The following is a 14,654-nucleotide window of genomic DNA, read 5'->3' as shown; positions in this document are numbered from 1 at the left end:
ACTCAATTGATCAAGAAGGCATTAAGGAGTTTTCATGGGTATTATTTCTTGGATTATTTTGGGCTTAATCGCCGGCGCACTTGCTAAATGGCTCATGCCAGGAAAAGATGGGGGCGGTTGGATTGCAACAATGTTACTTGGTATTGCAGGGGCATTTGTAGGTGGCTTCCTTGGCGGCATTCTCGGTTTCGGCGGAGCAACTGGCGTCAACATTGGTAGTATCATTACCGCAACACTAGGCGCATTTATTCTGTTGTTTGTTTATAACCGTTTCTTAAAATAATCACGATGATTTAAAAGCAAAAAACCAAAAAGGGAGCGTAATGTTAAGCGCGCCCTTTTATTTTTTTCTTTCTTCACTCTTCCAATCCACGTCAAAATGACCATAATTACCCCCTTAATTTTTAAGAGGTTTACATTATGGATTGTCGATTAGGATGTGGAGCGTGCTGTATTGCGCCAAGTATCTCTTCACCAATACCTGGAATGCCCAAGGGCAAACCTGCAGGTGTTCGTTGTGTGCAACTCAACGACGACAATTTGTGCAAGCTATTTGGTAAGCCTGAACGCCCTAAAGTCTGTCACGATTTTAAACCGTGTCCGATTGTATGCGGCAACACCAATCAAGAAGCACTCGACAACATCACTGAATTAGAACAATTGACGTAATGCGACTCTAGACCACACGTTTAAAGTTAGTACCTCGGTTGTTTCTCTCCGCGGCAGTAATCAAAGCAAACTCAAGATTTAGCACTCCCCCCTCAGCCTTTTATCTCACCCTTGAGAACTCTTGCCACATAGCGTCCCATTTGCGGTTTTCGCGCGATCTCCCTCACAATTTATTGACAATTCTCGACTATGTTCAGCGGGTCATTTAATTAAAGATCAGGAAAGAACATGAATAAGTATTTGGCTGAGGCTTTTGGCACGTTCTGGCTAGTGTTAGGCGGCTGTGGTAGCGCGGTGTTGGCTGCGGGTTTCCCTGAAGTGGGTATTGGTCTGTTGGGCGTTTCTTTGGCATTCGGTTTAACCGTTCTGACGATGGCATTTGCTATCGGTCATATTTCAGGTTGTCACTTGAACCCTGCAGTGACAGTTGGCCTTTGGGCAGGCGGTCGTTTTGAGACAAAAGACGTTGTTCCCTACATCATCTCACAGGTTATCGGCGGGCTTATCGCAGGTGGCGTGCTTTACGTTATTGCATCTGGACAAGCAGGATTCGATGTTGTGGGTTCTGGCTTTGCCGCCAATGGTTATGGTGAACACTCTCCAGGCCAATACTCGATGATCGCTGCACTTGTGACTGAAGTTGTCATGACGATGATGTTCCTGATTGTCATTATGGGTGCAACAGACAAACGTGCGCCACAAGGCTTTGCACCTATCGCAATTGGCCTGTGTTTGACTCTCATTCACCTGATCAGCATTCCTGTCACCAATACGTCAGTAAATCCTGCTCGTAGCACGGCAGTCGCAGTATATGTGGGTGACTGGGCGGTTTCTCAGCTATGGCTGTTCTGGATTGCTCCTATTGTGGGTGGCGTGCTTGGTGCGGTTATCTACAAAAATCTTCTTGGTAAAGAATCGAACGATTAATCGTTCCTAACTCCCAAAATCAAAAAAGCCGCTGAATTCAGCGGCTTTTTATTAAATTCTGTGTCGACCTAATAGCGAATGTGACAACGTCGTGCCATCAACAAGCTCTAGCTCCCCACCGACAGGCACACCATGCGCGATGCGGCTGGCATCAACTTGGTGCTCTTTACATAGCTCTGCGATGTAGTGGGCAGTGGCTTCACCTTCAACTGTTGGGTTTGTCGCCAAAATCACTTCGGTAATATCACCGCGACGTAAGCGGTAATCAAGGACATCCAATCCAATATCACTTGGACCAATACCATCTAATGGCGACAAATGCCCCATAAGAACAAAATACCGACCAGAATATTGGCCTGTTGCTTCAACGGCTGCGATGTCTGCCGGGCTTTCTACCACACAAATTTGACCATTTTCTTGGCGTTTTGGGTTGGTACAAATGTGACAGACTTCTTCTTCGGTGAAGGTTCGACACTCAGTACAATGACCTATTTCTGTCATTGCCTGACTCAGCGCATCTGCAAGCTGCAAACCGCCTTTTCTATCGCGCTGTAACAAATGAAAGGCCATACGCTGCGCTGACTTGGGGCCAACCCCAGGTAGACAACGTAAGGCCTCCATCAATTGCTCCAGCATATGACTGGTACGCATTAAAAGTCCGCTTAATTAAATATCAGCAGATTAGAATGGCATTTTCATGCCTGGTGGTAGTTGCATACCGCCAGTTACAGAAGCCATTTTCTCTTTTTGAGTTTCTTCAACACGACGGGCTGCATCGTTGAACGCCGCAGCGATCAGATCTTCAAGCATTTCTTTGTCGTCTTCCATCAAACTTTCATCGATGTCAACACGACGTACGCTGTGACTACCAGTGATAGTAACTTTAACTAGGCCAGCACCAGACTCGCCAGTTACTTCCATATTCGCGATTTCTTCTTGAAGCTTTTGCATGCGATCTTGCATTTGCTGGGCTTGCTTCATTAGGTTGCCCATACCGCCTTTACCAAACATGTTTATCTCTCTGGTTTAATGAGGTGTTGCATCAATTAATGGGGTTATACCTTTGGGTTTTCAACCCCATTCCATTCGATTATTAGATAGGGCGCACACTATCTTTATCAAGCTCTGCAGCAAAACGACGTTCAATAAATTGAACATTTGGATCGTTTTCTAAACTGTTCAGCGCTTGCTGTAATTTCTCTTGGTAGAGCCTATCTCTCAGTTCAAGTGGTGTTTCTCCACTCTCCCCTATTTCGATGCTCATGTGGCACTCTTCACCCAACACGGTATTAAGTGCTTTAAGCAATTCGGCTTGAGCTCTATCAGTATTCAAATGAGCTTGGCTGCTTCTCAATAGTAACGAAACGGTTGTTCCTTCCTTACTATAATGAGAGTTTAGCGCAAGTTGCTCTACCAGCTTAGGGATCTCCATTAAGCTGATTAGCTTCGCCCATTCATTATGTTCTAATGACTCATCGATGAGCTTTTGTGCCATTTCAGGCGTTTTCTCATGCTCAAGTGCCTGCTTGAGCTGCGTAGGTGTCAGTTTTGTATTTACTTTTGTCTCAACAGGCTTGCTTGGACGCCAGCGATACGCTTCCTCAACTTGTGGCTCCGTCGACTTCGGAGCTGAGTTTGGCGACACCTGCGCGGAACTGCCATGCAATTGCGCTACTCGGTCGATAACCGATTCTGGTTGTGCAGATGCCGCTTTAGGCTTTTTTGAGCCACCATTTTGAGGAGTGTTCTGTTGTAGGCCTTGACGCTGAGAACGTAATTGGTGACGTAAACCGCTTAGACCACCGCGCGCTGGTGTTGAAACGCTCTCTTGCATTTGTTGAGGTGGCGTTTCATGCTGCGGCGCTGGGTTTTCACTCATCGGCGGCGCCATATCATACTGTGGTGGAACCGTCTCATATCCACTCGCTTGATACTCAGGTTGCGAACTGGATGAAGGTTGAGGCGCCACTTGTGGTGTGCTTTGTGCTGGACTCGGCTGCTGAGCTCGAGGAGCAGCGGCTGTCTGAGCTGGCGCAGCCTTTGGTTGACTGGTACTTTGAGCCGGAGATGACGCTGGCTCGCAGTTACTAGAAACAACATTTGCCCCACTGTTATTTGATGGGCGGAACGCCATCATACGCAGCACAATCATTTCCAAACCGACTCGCCCATTTGGCGAGAGGGTCAAATCTTCACGACCTTTCAATGCAATTTGATAGTAAAGCTGAACGTCTTGCGGGCTTAGAGCTTTACTCAACAGCTCAATTTTCTCTGCATCTGGTTGTGCTCGGTCTAACGACGCGGGCAACGCTTGATACATCGCAATTCGGTGTAACTGTGTTGCGACTTGCTGCAACAAACCATCCCACTCAACACCATTTGCCGCTAATTGTTGGATTTTATCCATAGCTTGTTGAGGTTTCTTGCTGCTGATTGACTCTAGTAAGTGAATCGCTTGGTCGGTATCAATCGTCCCCAACATGTGGCTGACAATATCGGCTTGCACCGCACCGTTACCTAATGCAATTGCTTGATCAGTCAAGCTGAGAGCATCACGCATACTGCCATCTGCAGCATGTGAGATCATACCCAACGCTTTTGGCTCTGCTGAAACTTGCTCTTGACCTAGGATGTAATCAAGTTGCTGGTGAATATCATCAACGCTGATTGGTTTCAGATGAAACTGAAGACAACGCGACAATATAGTGACAGGCAGCTTTTGTGGATCAGTTGTTGCGAGTAAGAACTTCACATACTCTGGCGGCTCTTCCAGGGTTTTCAACAACGCATTGAAAGAGTGACGCGATAGCATGTGCACCTCATCGATGAGGTACACTTTAAAACGTCCACGAGCAGGTTTGTATTGAACGTTGTCTAACAGTTCACGAGTGTCTTCAACTTTAGTACGTGATGCTGCGTCGATTTCAAGAAGATCGACAAAGCGACCTTCATCAATTTCACGACAAGTATCACACTTACCACAAGGTGTCGCGGTAATGCCGGTTTCGCAGTTCAAGCCTTTGGCAAACAGCCTACCGATACTCGTTTTACCCACACCACGAGTCCCGCTGAACAGATAAGCATGGTGTAAACGGTTTTGCGCCAGTGCGTTTTCCAACGCCGTCAGGACATGTTTTTGTCCGACAACTTGGTCAAACTGATTAGGACGCCATTTTCGCGCTAAAGCTAAATAACTCATTGAATGTATTAATGTCCTTCAAAATCGCAGATGCTGTACACGTTTAGACCTAATGCTTCTAAACGTTTATCGCCACCGATTTCTGGTAGGTTGATAACGAACGCAGCGTGCTCAACTTCACCACCCAGTTGGCGAATCAGCTTAGTCGTCGCTTCAATAGTACCGCCCGTTGCCAATAAATCGTCGACAACCAGTACTTTGTCGCCTTCAACGATGGCATCTGTATGGATTTCTAGTGTATCAACGCCGTATTCAAGCTCATAAGATTGAGCAACAGTAGGGCGTGGTAGCTTGCCTGGTTTACGCACTGGTACAAAACCAACACCTAGCTCAAGCGCTAAAGGCGCGCCAAATAGAAAGCCACGAGCTTCCGTACCCACAACCTTGGTAAAGCCCATATCTTTGTAACGTTCAACAAGTAAGTTGATCGTTGCTTGGTATGCTTTCGCGTCTTCAAGAAGGCTCGTCACATCACGAAATAGAATGCCTGGCTTTGGGTAGTCTTGGATGCTTTTGATGCTAGATTTGATCAGTGAAATTGTTTCTGTAGTCATAATACCGATTTACTTAGATTGGCTCATCGCCCTCTCTAATCGCAGTATCACGAGGGCAACGAACAATAGGTTTTCACCACTATGTGCTTATTTTCGTAAAAGTCACAGGCGCTGAAAATACAAACGCCCACTCGAAGAGCGGGCACACTATTCTCTACAATCTTAGTGATTTTCTTCTCGGTCAGCAACCAACTCAATCACAGGCAGACGCATAAACCAGCTGAGTAAAACGATTAGCATCACTAAAAGACCAATTTTTACCCAAACGAGGGGGACAACAACGATTGAAACCATGAAACTAAGCGCAATAAAAATCGCACCACGCTTTTTTACTTTTGAAGTAACAGCCCGATGCTTATGCCAATTGTCGAGAATGGGTCCAAACGTTTTGTGGTTATGTAACCATTGATGAAATGCGGGGCTACCACGCGTAAAACATGCGCTAGCAAGCAAAATAAAAGGTGTGGTGGGTAAAAGTGGAAGGGCTATGCCGGCTATGCCGAGCACAATACAGAGTCCACCAACAGTATTGAAAAAGTAACGCTTAATACGAATGGTGAACTCCGGTACAAAATAGCTAGATTAAAAGCCTGCGTAACCATTCATTACACGAAGCCAGGTTAGCGTTGCAGGAAGTGTTGGGATCAAAAGAACTGCAATAAAACCTAAAAAGTAAAAAATATTATAAGGCTCTTTAAAATCTTTGTCTGCCATGATGTGTCTTCTCACTAGTTGACTTTGCTTCTCCCAAGGCACAGCGTTAAATTATCGTTGCACAAATGGGTCATTATTGTTTTAAGCTCTGACTATACATTAAACAGCCAAATCTAAACACCAGTAAAAAGTAAGGTTATTGAACTAAACGTATGTTGTTTTGGTGGTTCTAAAAAGATAATAAGCAGCGTCAGGACGCTGCTTATTGGTTTGCAAGTCATAATTATACTAGTCGGGATTTCCGGGTAATACTTAAACTAAAACTTGAAGAACCTAAACACCCGATGGACAACTGTCCTGCAACACTAAGCGGTAAATCGCGGGTGATGAAGTTTTTCATACTTCCTCCCCCTAAACGGTTACCTGCTGCGATGTGTTGATTCGTATTTCCGTCAGACCAATGGCTATCTAAACCCGCAGGCAATATAGAGACCGAGGATGAAGCGAGGTCGGCGACACCAAACACAGCATTGACTGCACCCGCACACTCCGAACACTCAATTCCTTTTTCAATGATCCCTACCATGTCCTTGAGATCAGCACTGAAACTTTTCAAGTTACGGAGATAATCGTCAAACAATGCCCTAACGAGCAATGTCGTCGCAACTCCATCATTAGCTTGGGAAGCAGAATCAACGAGATAAAACGCAAATTGACCATTCATTAACCAACGATAATCGAAAACCAAGGGCATCACATCCGTCGATTGCAATAAACGGTACGAGCAGCGCCAATCTCCCTGAGCAGCATCCTTCTCTGGCAATAGAGCTTGCAGTAAATCTCTTGCCGCACTCGGATTCTGTTGTAAATATTCCAGATGCCAATACAGCTCTTGTTCATCTGGGATTTCACCACCATCATCAACCCTGAACCACTGACTTGAAAAGTCACGTTGTTCTGAGAAGTGGCTATCGGTATCTTCTAGCGTATTCTCTATCGCCTGAGATAGGTGCTCATAATTACCTATCGGTTTAGGAAGAAAATCTTTAATACCAAATCGCAACGCTTTCGCGACATCGGACATTTCATCCGTGCCTGATACCACGATAAGCGGCATATATGGATATTCGAGACTAACTTCTTCGACGAACTCGATACCATCTAAGACCGGCATCGATAAATCACATAAGATAAGATCGGGTTGGCATTCCCTGAGTTGTTGAAGCGCTTCTAGGCCGTTTTCTGCTTCTACTACTTTAAAACCCTGACTTTCTAAATAGGCATTGGTTACTTTACGAAATATTGGATCATCGTCCACCAACATTATTAGTTTTTGATTAATCACTTCCTGTGCCGAGACCATTGCCGTTTGACTGTGAGTCTTAAACATACCTTTATCCCTCACAAAGCTCAGTCAAAAAAACAGATTTATTATTAAGTCATTATTTTTGTTGTGTTTACTTCCAGCAAAACGTGTCACAGCAAGACCTGAGGCCGCTTCGCCTTGTTATAAAACTTAGCTCGGAAACTGCATTAATACAAATATTACGGCGTATAACAGTATTTACTCAAACAGGGTTGCTGTGTTCAAATGATGCAACATGTTGACTTAAAGCAAGCTTTGATCACAAAGTTAATTATAAATTAACCGTAATCGGTAATTTAATGTGTCTGGAAATATGAAATTAGATGACTTAAACCTGTTTCGACTGGTTGTCGAAAATGGGAGCTACACCGCAACTTCGCGAAAAACCATGATCCCGGTTGCGACCATCACCCGACGCATTCAAGCGCTAGAAGACTCTGTCAATCTTCGACTATTGAACCGTCATGCTCGCAAACTCTCGCTCACTGAAGCAGGGGAACGTTTTTACCATGAGTGCTCTCCTTTACTACAAAGGCTAACGACCGCAGCAGAGGAAATCACTGACGACTGCCGAGGAGCATCCGGCAAGATTAAGATATCCGCGCCTTACAACTTAACTAAACGAATGATGATGCCGATGTTCAACAGCTTTATGAAGCAGTACCCGGACATCAACATTGAGCTAACGACAGAGAATAATGCGGACAAGCTTGACCCTACTGAATGGGATGTAATTTTTCGAGTGGGACCGCAACGCGACTCTAGCCTCATCGCGCGTAAGATTGGCGAAGTGAAGGATATTCTCGTTGCAAGCCCTGACTATCTAACCTCGAATCCTGCGCCACACCATGCAGAAGAGCTATCTAACCATTCATTGCTAAAAGGGTACCCACTTATTAAGTGGACCTTGATTAATAGCAAAGGCGAGTCTGTGGTGAATGTTGATCGTGGTCGTTTTCAAGCAAACGCGCTCAATGTGGTGCGCAGCGCTTGTTCCGAAGGTTTAGGCATCACACTAATGCCAGATGTCATGATCAAAGAGTACATCGAGAGCGGCGATTTGGTACGCGTACTGCCAGATTGGAGTGCAAACCCGCGCGACATTTATATGCTTTACAACCACAAAGACCACCTGCCAGAGAAAGTTCGCCTCTTTATTGACTTTGTGATCGCTTATAACATTCACTAACTAGATAGCGAAAACAAAAAACCAGAGCCGAAGCTCTGGTTTTTTTACGACTTAAGAAAGCGCATCCTATGCGCCTTCGTTATGAAGCTCTAGGTTTGCTAAATCCTGTTGGATTTCAAGTTGTGTTTTCGCATCATCATTACGAAGACCATCTAAGAAATCTAGGTATTGTTGGTCGATATCACCCGTTACGTATTCGCCGTTAAACACGGAAGTATCGAACTGAGTAATGTCTTGGTTTCCAAGACCTACCGCCTCTACCAAATCTTCTAGACGTTGATAAATAAGCGCATCGGCACCAATCTGCTTACAAATTGTATCGTTGTCACGGCCATGGGCAATAAGCTCTGTAGCACTTGGCATATCAATGCCGTATACGTTCGGGAAACGAACTTCAGGAGCCGCTGAGACCATGTACACTTTCTTGGCACCAGAATCACGAGCCATCTCAATAATCTGCTCTGACGTTGTACCTCGAACAATAGAGTCATCCACCAGCAACACATTCTTACCTTTGAATTCCGAACGAATAGCATTCAACTTGCGACGTACTGATTTCTTACGTTGTTGCTGGCCAGGCATGATAAACGTACGTCCAACATAACGGTTTTTCACGAAACCCTGGCGATAAGGGATATCGATCGCTTGAGCGATTTGCAGTGCAATGTCGCAAGACGTTTCAGGGATAGGAATGACAACATCGATATCAAGGTTTGCGTAATCTTCACGAATACGTTCGCCCAGCTTTTTACCCATTTCAACGCGAGCGCTGTATACCGAAATTTTATCGATGAACGAATCTGGACGAGCAAAGTACACGAACTCGAAAATACAAGGGTTCAGCTTAGGATTGTCTGCACACTGCTTCGTGTAAAGCTCACCGTCAAACGTTGCGTAAATCGCTTCACCAGGTGCAACATCACGGACGAAATCAAAACCGACCGCATCCAATGCCACCGATTCAGACGCAACCATGTACTCTGCTCTGCCGTTAACTTCACGCTTACCTAAACACAGCGGGCGAATACCGTGTGGGTCACGAAATGCAATCATACCATGACCAATGATCATGGCGGTCACAGCATAAGCACCGCGAATTGTGCGATGAACATTGGTGACTGCGCGGAATACGTCTTCGGTCGTGACATTTCCTTTTACTGAGTCAATTTCGTGCGCCAGTACATTTAGTAATACTTCAGAGTCTGAAGTGGTATTGATATGACGGCGATCTTTTTCAAACAGCTTCTGACGAACTTCGTTAGCGTTGGTCAAGTTACCGTTGTGGGCAAGTGTAATACCGAAAGGAGAGTTTACGTAGAAAGGTTGAGCTTCTGAAGCACTTGAACTGCCTGCTGTAGGGTAACGAACATGACCAATTCCGACCTCGCCTTGCAGGCGCTGCATGTGTCTTGCTTCAAATACATCCTTGACTAAACCGTTCGCCTTACGCAGACGAAAACGATTGCTTTCTATGGTACAAATACCAGCGGCATCTTGGCCACGATGCTGTAACACCGTTAACGCGTCATAAATAGACTGGTTTACAGGCGTTGTGCCCACGATTCCAACAATACCACACATGTCCTAATCCTCGATTTGCGACAGTAGCTGGCACTACTAGATAGTGCCAGACAGAAAACTTGATGTTGCTTGTAAATGCTCGAAGAATGGGGCGATGATACGGCTGAACTCAGGGATCAACTGTGAATCTTTCCACCAATCCGAGCTTGGGAATGCAGTAAACGCATCCATAAAAAACAGCACCGCAGAAACAATTAAGACTCCGCGTAGACCACCAAATACAATCCCGAGAATTCGGTCCGTACCTGATAGCCCTGTTTTTTGTACCAGTTGACCAATGACGTAATTCACCACTGCACCAACTACCAAGGTTGCGACAAATAACGCCGCAATCGCCGCTCCGTTACGAAACATATCATCTTCGATGTTGGTGAAGTACACCGCCAATTTGGCATAGTAATTACTGGAGATAAAAAACGCTCCGAACCAAATCACCAAAGACAAAGCTTCTTTAGCAAAACCGCGAACTAAACTGATCAGAGCTGAAAATCCGATCACACCTAAAATGATAAAATCTATCCAATTCATCTTTTCTTCATCTTAAGTTGGCGCGCATTTTAACAGAAAAAATGCTGACGCAAACGTTTTCTTATGGATTTAATGGCTTAAATTTAAGCAATTGACCTTTTGAACCTGTAATTTTTTGTAATTCTTGAACTTGTCGTTCAAGTTTACTTTTTGACACATCAGGGCCAACAATCACTCTCGTAAACTCGTTTTCTTTCTTTGTGTGAGCTTGATAACCACGCTTTTGCAAATCCGCGACAAGCGCGACAGCATTTTCGTGATTCTTAAGTGCCATCAACTGAATGATCCAAGCTGAATCTTCATATTGATTTTTCTCTTGAACAGGACGAGTGACGACCTCAACTTGCTCTGGTTGTTTGATGACCTCAGGTTTAGATGTTGGCGCTGGCTCGGGCTCAGAAACGGCTACTTGAGCATCCTCACTTTCTTGCACTACAGCTTCAACCGGAGAATCCGGTAACGTAATGTCGTCTTCCACTGGCTCTAATATTTCGAAGTTTTCCACATCACTATCAAGTTCTGGTTTGATAGGAATACTGGCAAATTCTTCTTTGTAGTGCAGTTTCTTACCATCTAGCACATCGGGAAGAACAATGACTCCGACTGCGACTAGAATGATGGTGCCGACTAAACGACTTTGGAATTTACTTGCCATCAAAATACCTTTACTTATTTATTATTTGATTGCCAATGTTCCAATACCTCTCCGACGGTATGGAATGAGCCAACCACCAGAATAACGTCTCCTGCCTTTGCGTGGCTTCTCGCACTCTCGAAGGCGTCAACAGGGTTTTCAAAATGAACTTGCCCATCAGGTAAGTATTGGCACAATTCATCAGCGGTCGCCGCTCTCGGTCCAGTAAGCGACGCTGGATACCATTGTGTTGCAACTGGAGTTAGCGCTTCAATGGTTGCTTTAATGTCCTTGTCATGCAGCATTGCAACCACAATATGGATATTCTTACCCAGATATTGTTGCTTCACTCTTTCTACCAAATACTCAGCAGAGTGCGGGTTATGAGCGACATCAAGGACTATTTCAGGTTCGTGATGCAGTACTTGCATACGCCCCGCCAAACGCGCATTATTCAAGCCATTGACAATATTTATGTCAGTGATTTGCAATTCCGAAGCCCCTAGTGCCATCAGTGCAGTGGCTGCATTTTGTAATGGTAGCAATGGGATTGGTAAATCCTCTAACTCAAATGCCCCACTGCTCCATTTCCAACCATTATCAGTTAGTTGGTAATCGTACTGAATACCTACTTGGAAGAACTCAGAACCAATATCGTCAGCATGAGCCGCCACGGTCGCTGGTGGCGTCGGTTGACCACAAATTGCTGGCTTCCCTGAACGGTAAATGCCCGCTTTTTCAAAACCAATAACATTGATGTCATCACCAAGCCAATCCACATGATCGATCGCTAAGCTCGTAATAACAGAAACATCATGGTCAACAACATTAGTGGCGTCTAGACGGCCGCCAAGTCCTACTTCAAGTAAGACAACGTCAACTTTCTCTACTTGGAAAATACGTAGCGCAGCAAGCGTACCGAATTCAAAGAGGCTAAGGCTAACATCACCACGCTGCTTTTCTACATAATCGAATGCTTCACAGTGCTTGGCATCTACAACGTCAACGCCATTAATGCGTACACGCTCGTTGTAACGAATCAGGTGCGGAGAACTATAAACACCGACTGAATAGCCAGCATCAAGTAAAATGGCTTCCATTAACGCACACGTTGAGCCTTTGCCATTGGTTCCGGCAACGGTGATTACGGTTGGAGCTGGTTTGGTAAGATTGGCTTTGTTTGCTACCGCTTGGACACGGTCTAAGCCTAGATCAATTGCTGAGGAATGAATATTTGCTAAATAATCAAGCCACATCTCTAATGAAGATGTGGCTTGAGGAATTGGGTTTTGGGTCATCTAACTTTAACCATTAAATTCTTTGGTTTTTATGTTAGTTGATACTTTACCCTTTTTCGTCCGCTTCTGGTACAGAATATGGCTCTTCATTTGGAGATTCGTTAACCGAAACCACCAAAGGAGACTTGTGGTTAGTCATCTTAGCGATAAGACCACCCACACGCTGACGCATTTCACGACGGTCAACGATCATATCAATAGCACCGTGATCAAGCAGGAACTCACTACGCTGGAAACCTTCAGGAAGATCTTCACGTACAGTTTGCTCGATTACACGACGACCAGCAAAGCCAATGAGGGCCTTAGGTTCACCGATGTTGATATCACCCAACATAGCCAAACTTGCTGATACACCACCCATTGTAGGGTCAGTTAGAACAGAAATAAACGGCAGACCTTTTTCTGATAAACGCTCAAGCGCAGCACTGGTTTTTGCCATTTGCATAAGAGACATTAAAGCCTCTTGCATACGAGCACCACCACTTGCTGAGAAACAAACAAGCGCACAGTTATTTTCAATGGCTGCATCCACTGCTTTCACAAAGCGAGCACCAACGACTGAACCCATTGAACCACCCATAAAGGAGAATTCAAACGCACACGCCACAAGCGGCAGACCAAGCAATTCACCCTGCATCACAACTAGCGCATCTTTCTCACCGCTATTTTTTTGTGCAGCAGAGATACGCTCTTTGTATCGCTTAGAATCTTTAAATTTCAGTTTATCCTGTGGCTCAAGTTCAGAACCTAATTCAACTCGATTACCTTCATCTAAAAATGTTTCCAAACGACGACGCGCTTTCATACGCATGTGATGGTTACACTTTGGACAAACTTCTAAGTTACGCTCTAGTTCAGCATGGTATAAAACCTGTTCACAAGAGGTACATTTAGTCCACACACCTTCTGGGATAGAAGCTTTGCGTGAACTTACTAGATTGCTTTTCTCTAAAATCTTTTCAAGCCAACTCATGGAAGACCTTTTCTCTCAACTCTTCCGCTTCATTGCGAAAGATATAAATTCGACATAATACCGACGGATTAAACCATATCTTGCAGCTACTGTAGATAAAAAACTGGTTGTACCTATTTTTGATATCGTAAATAGCGTATGTTTTCCGTTCACATTCAATGTAAACACTACCGATATTTTGAAATAAGTTTGTAAAATTAGTTCAAATTATCTGGTAAAAACAGTGGACCGATCGGCACTTCAGGTAACCCAAACTCTTCTGGGTAGTCTACATCTACCAGGTACAGACCTTCCGCTTTCGCTGTCGCACCCGCTAGTTTGCGATCTTTGGCTTCTAATAACCACTTGATCCATTCAGGACTCTCTTCGCCACGTCCAACTTTTATCAAGCTACCCGTGATATTACGAACCATATGATGCACGAACGCATTGGCTTTAATATCAATAACCACATAGTTTCCATGGCGCGTAACGTTCAGATGCATCAAGTTTCGAAATGGGCTGCGAGACTGACAATGCGCCGCGCGAAACGACGTAAAATCATTTTCGCCAAGTAGGAACTGCCCTGCTTCATGCATTTTTTTCTCGTCGAGCTCACCATGATAGTGACTAACCCCCGAGTTTAGGATGCCTGGACGTAAAGCATGATTGAAAATAATGTAACGATAACGGCGCGCTGTCGCTGAGAATCTTGCATGGAAATCATCTGAAACTTCTTGAGCCCAACGAACCGCTATATCGCTCGGCATGTTCGCGTTTGCGCCCATGGTCCAAGCTACCATTTTTCGAGTAACGTTGGTATCAAAGTGCACAACTTGTCCCGTGCCATGCACGCCTGCGTCTGTCCGACCAGCACACTGAACTTCAACTGGGTGATTAGCGACGACGGACAATGCTTTCTCTAGCTCTTCTTGGACACTTTTCACTTCTCTTTGGCGCTGCCAACCAAAGTAGTTTGTACCGTTGTACTCGATACCTAATGCGATTCTCATCTTAACCTTCGAACTCTAAAATGGGGCGGGAAGTATATACTCAAGTCACCTCAAGTTGCCAGTTTCACCAAGGGTGACATAAAGGTAGCA

At 44.9% G+C, this 14,654-nt stretch carries 17 protein-coding genes; 4 read left to right on the top strand and 13 right to left on the bottom strand.

Features of this window, described 5'->3' with window-relative positions; translation table 11 throughout:
• The first annotated feature begins 34 nt into the window (after positions 1-34).
• From R7Q11_RS11785 to aqpZ, 3 genes are all read left to right on the top strand, one after another.
• A complete protein-coding gene (locus R7Q11_RS11785) occupies positions 35-283 on the top strand; it encodes a GlsB/YeaQ/YmgE family stress response membrane protein (protein ID WP_005380625.1) in 249 nt (82 codons plus the stop codon).
• A 137-nt stretch (positions 284-420) separates the two neighbouring features.
• Positions 421-669, top strand: a complete 249-nt coding sequence (locus tag R7Q11_RS11780; protein WP_017820793.1) for a YkgJ family cysteine cluster protein — start codon at positions 421-423, stop codon at positions 667-669.
• Positions 670-897: 228 nt separating this feature from the next.
• A complete protein-coding gene (gene aqpZ / locus R7Q11_RS11775; RefSeq protein WP_042522509.1) occupies positions 898-1,596 on the top strand; it encodes an aquaporin Z in 699 nt (232 codons plus the stop codon).
• Between the two features lie 51 nt (positions 1,597-1,647).
• On the opposite strand, the gene recR is transcribed toward aqpZ, so the two are convergent.
• The 7 genes from recR to R7Q11_RS11740 all read right to left on the bottom strand — a co-directional run bounded on the left by recR (position 1,648) and on the right by R7Q11_RS11740 (position 7,393).
• Positions 1,648-2,247 carry a recombination mediator RecR gene (gene recR, locus R7Q11_RS11770; RefSeq protein WP_005380619.1) on the bottom strand — a complete coding sequence of 200 codons (600 nt, stop codon included), beginning with the start codon at positions 2,245-2,247 and terminating at the stop codon, positions 1,648-1,650.
• Positions 2,248-2,277: 30 nt separating this feature from the next.
• Positions 2,278-2,607: a YbaB/EbfC family nucleoid-associated protein gene (locus R7Q11_RS11765; RefSeq protein ID WP_005380618.1), complete on the bottom strand. Its 330-nt coding sequence runs from the start codon at positions 2,605-2,607 to the stop codon at positions 2,278-2,280.
• 82 nt (positions 2,608-2,689) lie between these two features.
• Positions 2,690-4,795 (bottom strand): DNA polymerase III subunit gamma/tau, encoded by a 2,106-nt coding sequence (gene dnaX, locus R7Q11_RS11760; protein WP_104975518.1) that lies wholly within the window; start codon positions 4,793-4,795, stop codon positions 2,690-2,692.
• Positions 4,796-4,803: 8 nt separating this feature from the next.
• A complete protein-coding gene (apt, locus tag R7Q11_RS11755) occupies positions 4,804-5,349 on the bottom strand; it encodes an adenine phosphoribosyltransferase (protein ID WP_005380615.1) in 546 nt (181 codons plus the stop codon).
• Positions 5,350-5,511: 162 nt separating this feature from the next.
• Complete coding sequence (locus R7Q11_RS11750) at positions 5,512-5,898, bottom strand: YbaN family protein (protein WP_225466465.1); 387 nt, start codon at positions 5,896-5,898, stop codon at positions 5,512-5,514.
• A gap of 33 nt (positions 5,899-5,931) precedes the next feature.
• Positions 5,932-6,063, bottom strand: coding sequence for a hypothetical protein (locus tag R7Q11_RS11745; protein ID WP_005380608.1), 132 nt, complete (start codon positions 6,061-6,063; stop codon positions 5,932-5,934).
• A 223-nt stretch (positions 6,064-6,286) separates the two neighbouring features.
• Complete coding sequence (locus R7Q11_RS11740; RefSeq protein WP_005380606.1) at positions 6,287-7,393, bottom strand: response regulator; 1,107 nt, start codon at positions 7,391-7,393, stop codon at positions 6,287-6,289.
• A 289-nt stretch (positions 7,394-7,682) separates the two neighbouring features.
• Between R7Q11_RS11740 and R7Q11_RS11735 the strand changes: the two genes are divergently transcribed.
• Entirely contained in the window at positions 7,683-8,558 is an 876-nt protein-coding gene (locus R7Q11_RS11735; RefSeq protein ID WP_005384959.1) for a LysR family transcriptional regulator, read from the top strand.
• Between the two features lie 66 nt (positions 8,559-8,624).
• Here R7Q11_RS11735 and purF read toward each other — a convergent pair whose 3' ends face one another.
• The 6 genes from purF to truA all read right to left on the bottom strand — a co-directional run bounded on the left by purF (position 8,625) and on the right by truA (position 14,564).
• Positions 8,625-10,139, bottom strand: a complete 1,515-nt coding sequence (purF, locus tag R7Q11_RS11730) for an amidophosphoribosyltransferase (protein ID WP_005380592.1) — start codon at positions 10,137-10,139, stop codon at positions 8,625-8,627.
• Between the two features lie 36 nt (positions 10,140-10,175).
• On the bottom strand, positions 10,176-10,667 hold the full coding sequence (locus tag R7Q11_RS11725; RefSeq protein ID WP_005380590.1) for a CvpA family protein: 492 nt from the start codon (positions 10,665-10,667) through the stop codon (positions 10,176-10,178).
• A gap of 61 nt (positions 10,668-10,728) precedes the next feature.
• Positions 10,729-11,322 carry an SPOR domain-containing protein gene (locus tag R7Q11_RS11720; RefSeq protein ID WP_042522511.1) on the bottom strand — a complete coding sequence of 198 codons (594 nt, stop codon included), beginning with the start codon at positions 11,320-11,322 and terminating at the stop codon, positions 10,729-10,731.
• A gap of 14 nt (positions 11,323-11,336) precedes the next feature.
• The gene (folC, locus tag R7Q11_RS11715) at positions 11,337-12,599 is read right to left on the bottom strand and encodes a bifunctional tetrahydrofolate synthase/dihydrofolate synthase (RefSeq protein WP_225466456.1); all 1,263 of its coding nucleotides are present in this window, start codon (positions 12,597-12,599) and stop codon (positions 11,337-11,339) included.
• Between the two features lie 46 nt (positions 12,600-12,645).
• The gene (accD, locus tag R7Q11_RS11710) at positions 12,646-13,572 is read right to left on the bottom strand and encodes an acetyl-CoA carboxylase, carboxyltransferase subunit beta (RefSeq protein ID WP_005380583.1); all 927 of its coding nucleotides are present in this window, start codon (positions 13,570-13,572) and stop codon (positions 12,646-12,648) included.
• A 197-nt stretch (positions 13,573-13,769) separates the two neighbouring features.
• Positions 13,770-14,564, bottom strand: a complete 795-nt coding sequence (gene truA / locus R7Q11_RS11705) for a tRNA pseudouridine(38-40) synthase TruA (protein WP_025767185.1) — start codon at positions 14,562-14,564, stop codon at positions 13,770-13,772.
• Positions 14,565-14,654 lie beyond the last annotated feature (90 nt).

This window comes from Vibrio sp. 970, from assembly GCF_033339075.1.
Note: the sequence above shows the minus strand (reverse complement) of the source record. Positions and strands in the feature narration are given on the sequence as shown.

Coding starts and splice junctions, on each gene's coding strand:
- R7Q11_RS11785 (WP_005380625.1), top strand. CDS start 35: ATGGGTATTATTTCTTGGATTATTTTGGGCTTAATCGCCGGCGCACTT.
- R7Q11_RS11780 (WP_017820793.1), top strand. CDS start 421: ATGGATTGTCGATTAGGATGTGGAGCGTGCTGTATTGCGCCAAGTATC.
- aqpZ (WP_042522509.1), top strand. CDS start 898: ATGAATAAGTATTTGGCTGAGGCTTTTGGCACGTTCTGGCTAGTGTTA.
- recR (WP_005380619.1), bottom strand. CDS start 2,247: ATGCGTACCAGTCATATGCTGGAGCAATTGATGGAGGCCTTACGTTGT.
- R7Q11_RS11765 (WP_005380618.1), bottom strand. CDS start 2,607: ATGTTTGGTAAAGGCGGTATGGGCAACCTAATGAAGCAAGCCCAGCAA.
- dnaX (WP_104975518.1), bottom strand. CDS start 4,795: ATGAGTTATTTAGCTTTAGCGCGAAAATGGCGTCCTAATCAGTTTGAC.
- apt (WP_005380615.1), bottom strand. CDS start 5,349: ATGACTACAGAAACAATTTCACTGATCAAATCTAGCATCAAAAGCATC.
- R7Q11_RS11745 (WP_005380608.1), bottom strand. CDS start 6,063: ATGGCAGACAAAGATTTTAAAGAGCCTTATAATATTTTTTACTTTTTA.
- R7Q11_RS11740 (WP_005380606.1), bottom strand. CDS start 7,393: ATGTTTAAGACTCACAGTCAAACGGCAATGGTCTCGGCACAGGAAGTG.
- R7Q11_RS11735 (WP_005384959.1), top strand. CDS start 7,683: ATGAAATTAGATGACTTAAACCTGTTTCGACTGGTTGTCGAAAATGGG.
- purF (WP_005380592.1), bottom strand. CDS start 10,139: ATGTGTGGTATTGTTGGAATCGTGGGCACAACGCCTGTAAACCAGTCT.
- R7Q11_RS11725 (WP_005380590.1), bottom strand. CDS start 10,667: ATGAATTGGATAGATTTTATCATTTTAGGTGTGATCGGATTTTCAGCT.
- R7Q11_RS11720 (WP_042522511.1), bottom strand. CDS start 11,322: ATGGCAAGTAAATTCCAAAGTCGTTTAGTCGGCACCATCATTCTAGTC.
- folC (WP_225466456.1), bottom strand. CDS start 12,599: ATGACCCAAAACCCAATTCCTCAAGCCACATCTTCATTAGAGATGTGG.
- accD (WP_005380583.1), bottom strand. CDS start 13,572: ATGAGTTGGCTTGAAAAGATTTTAGAGAAAAGCAATCTAGTAAGTTCA.
- truA (WP_025767185.1), bottom strand. CDS start 14,564: ATGAGAATCGCATTAGGTATCGAGTACAACGGTACAAACTACTTTGGT.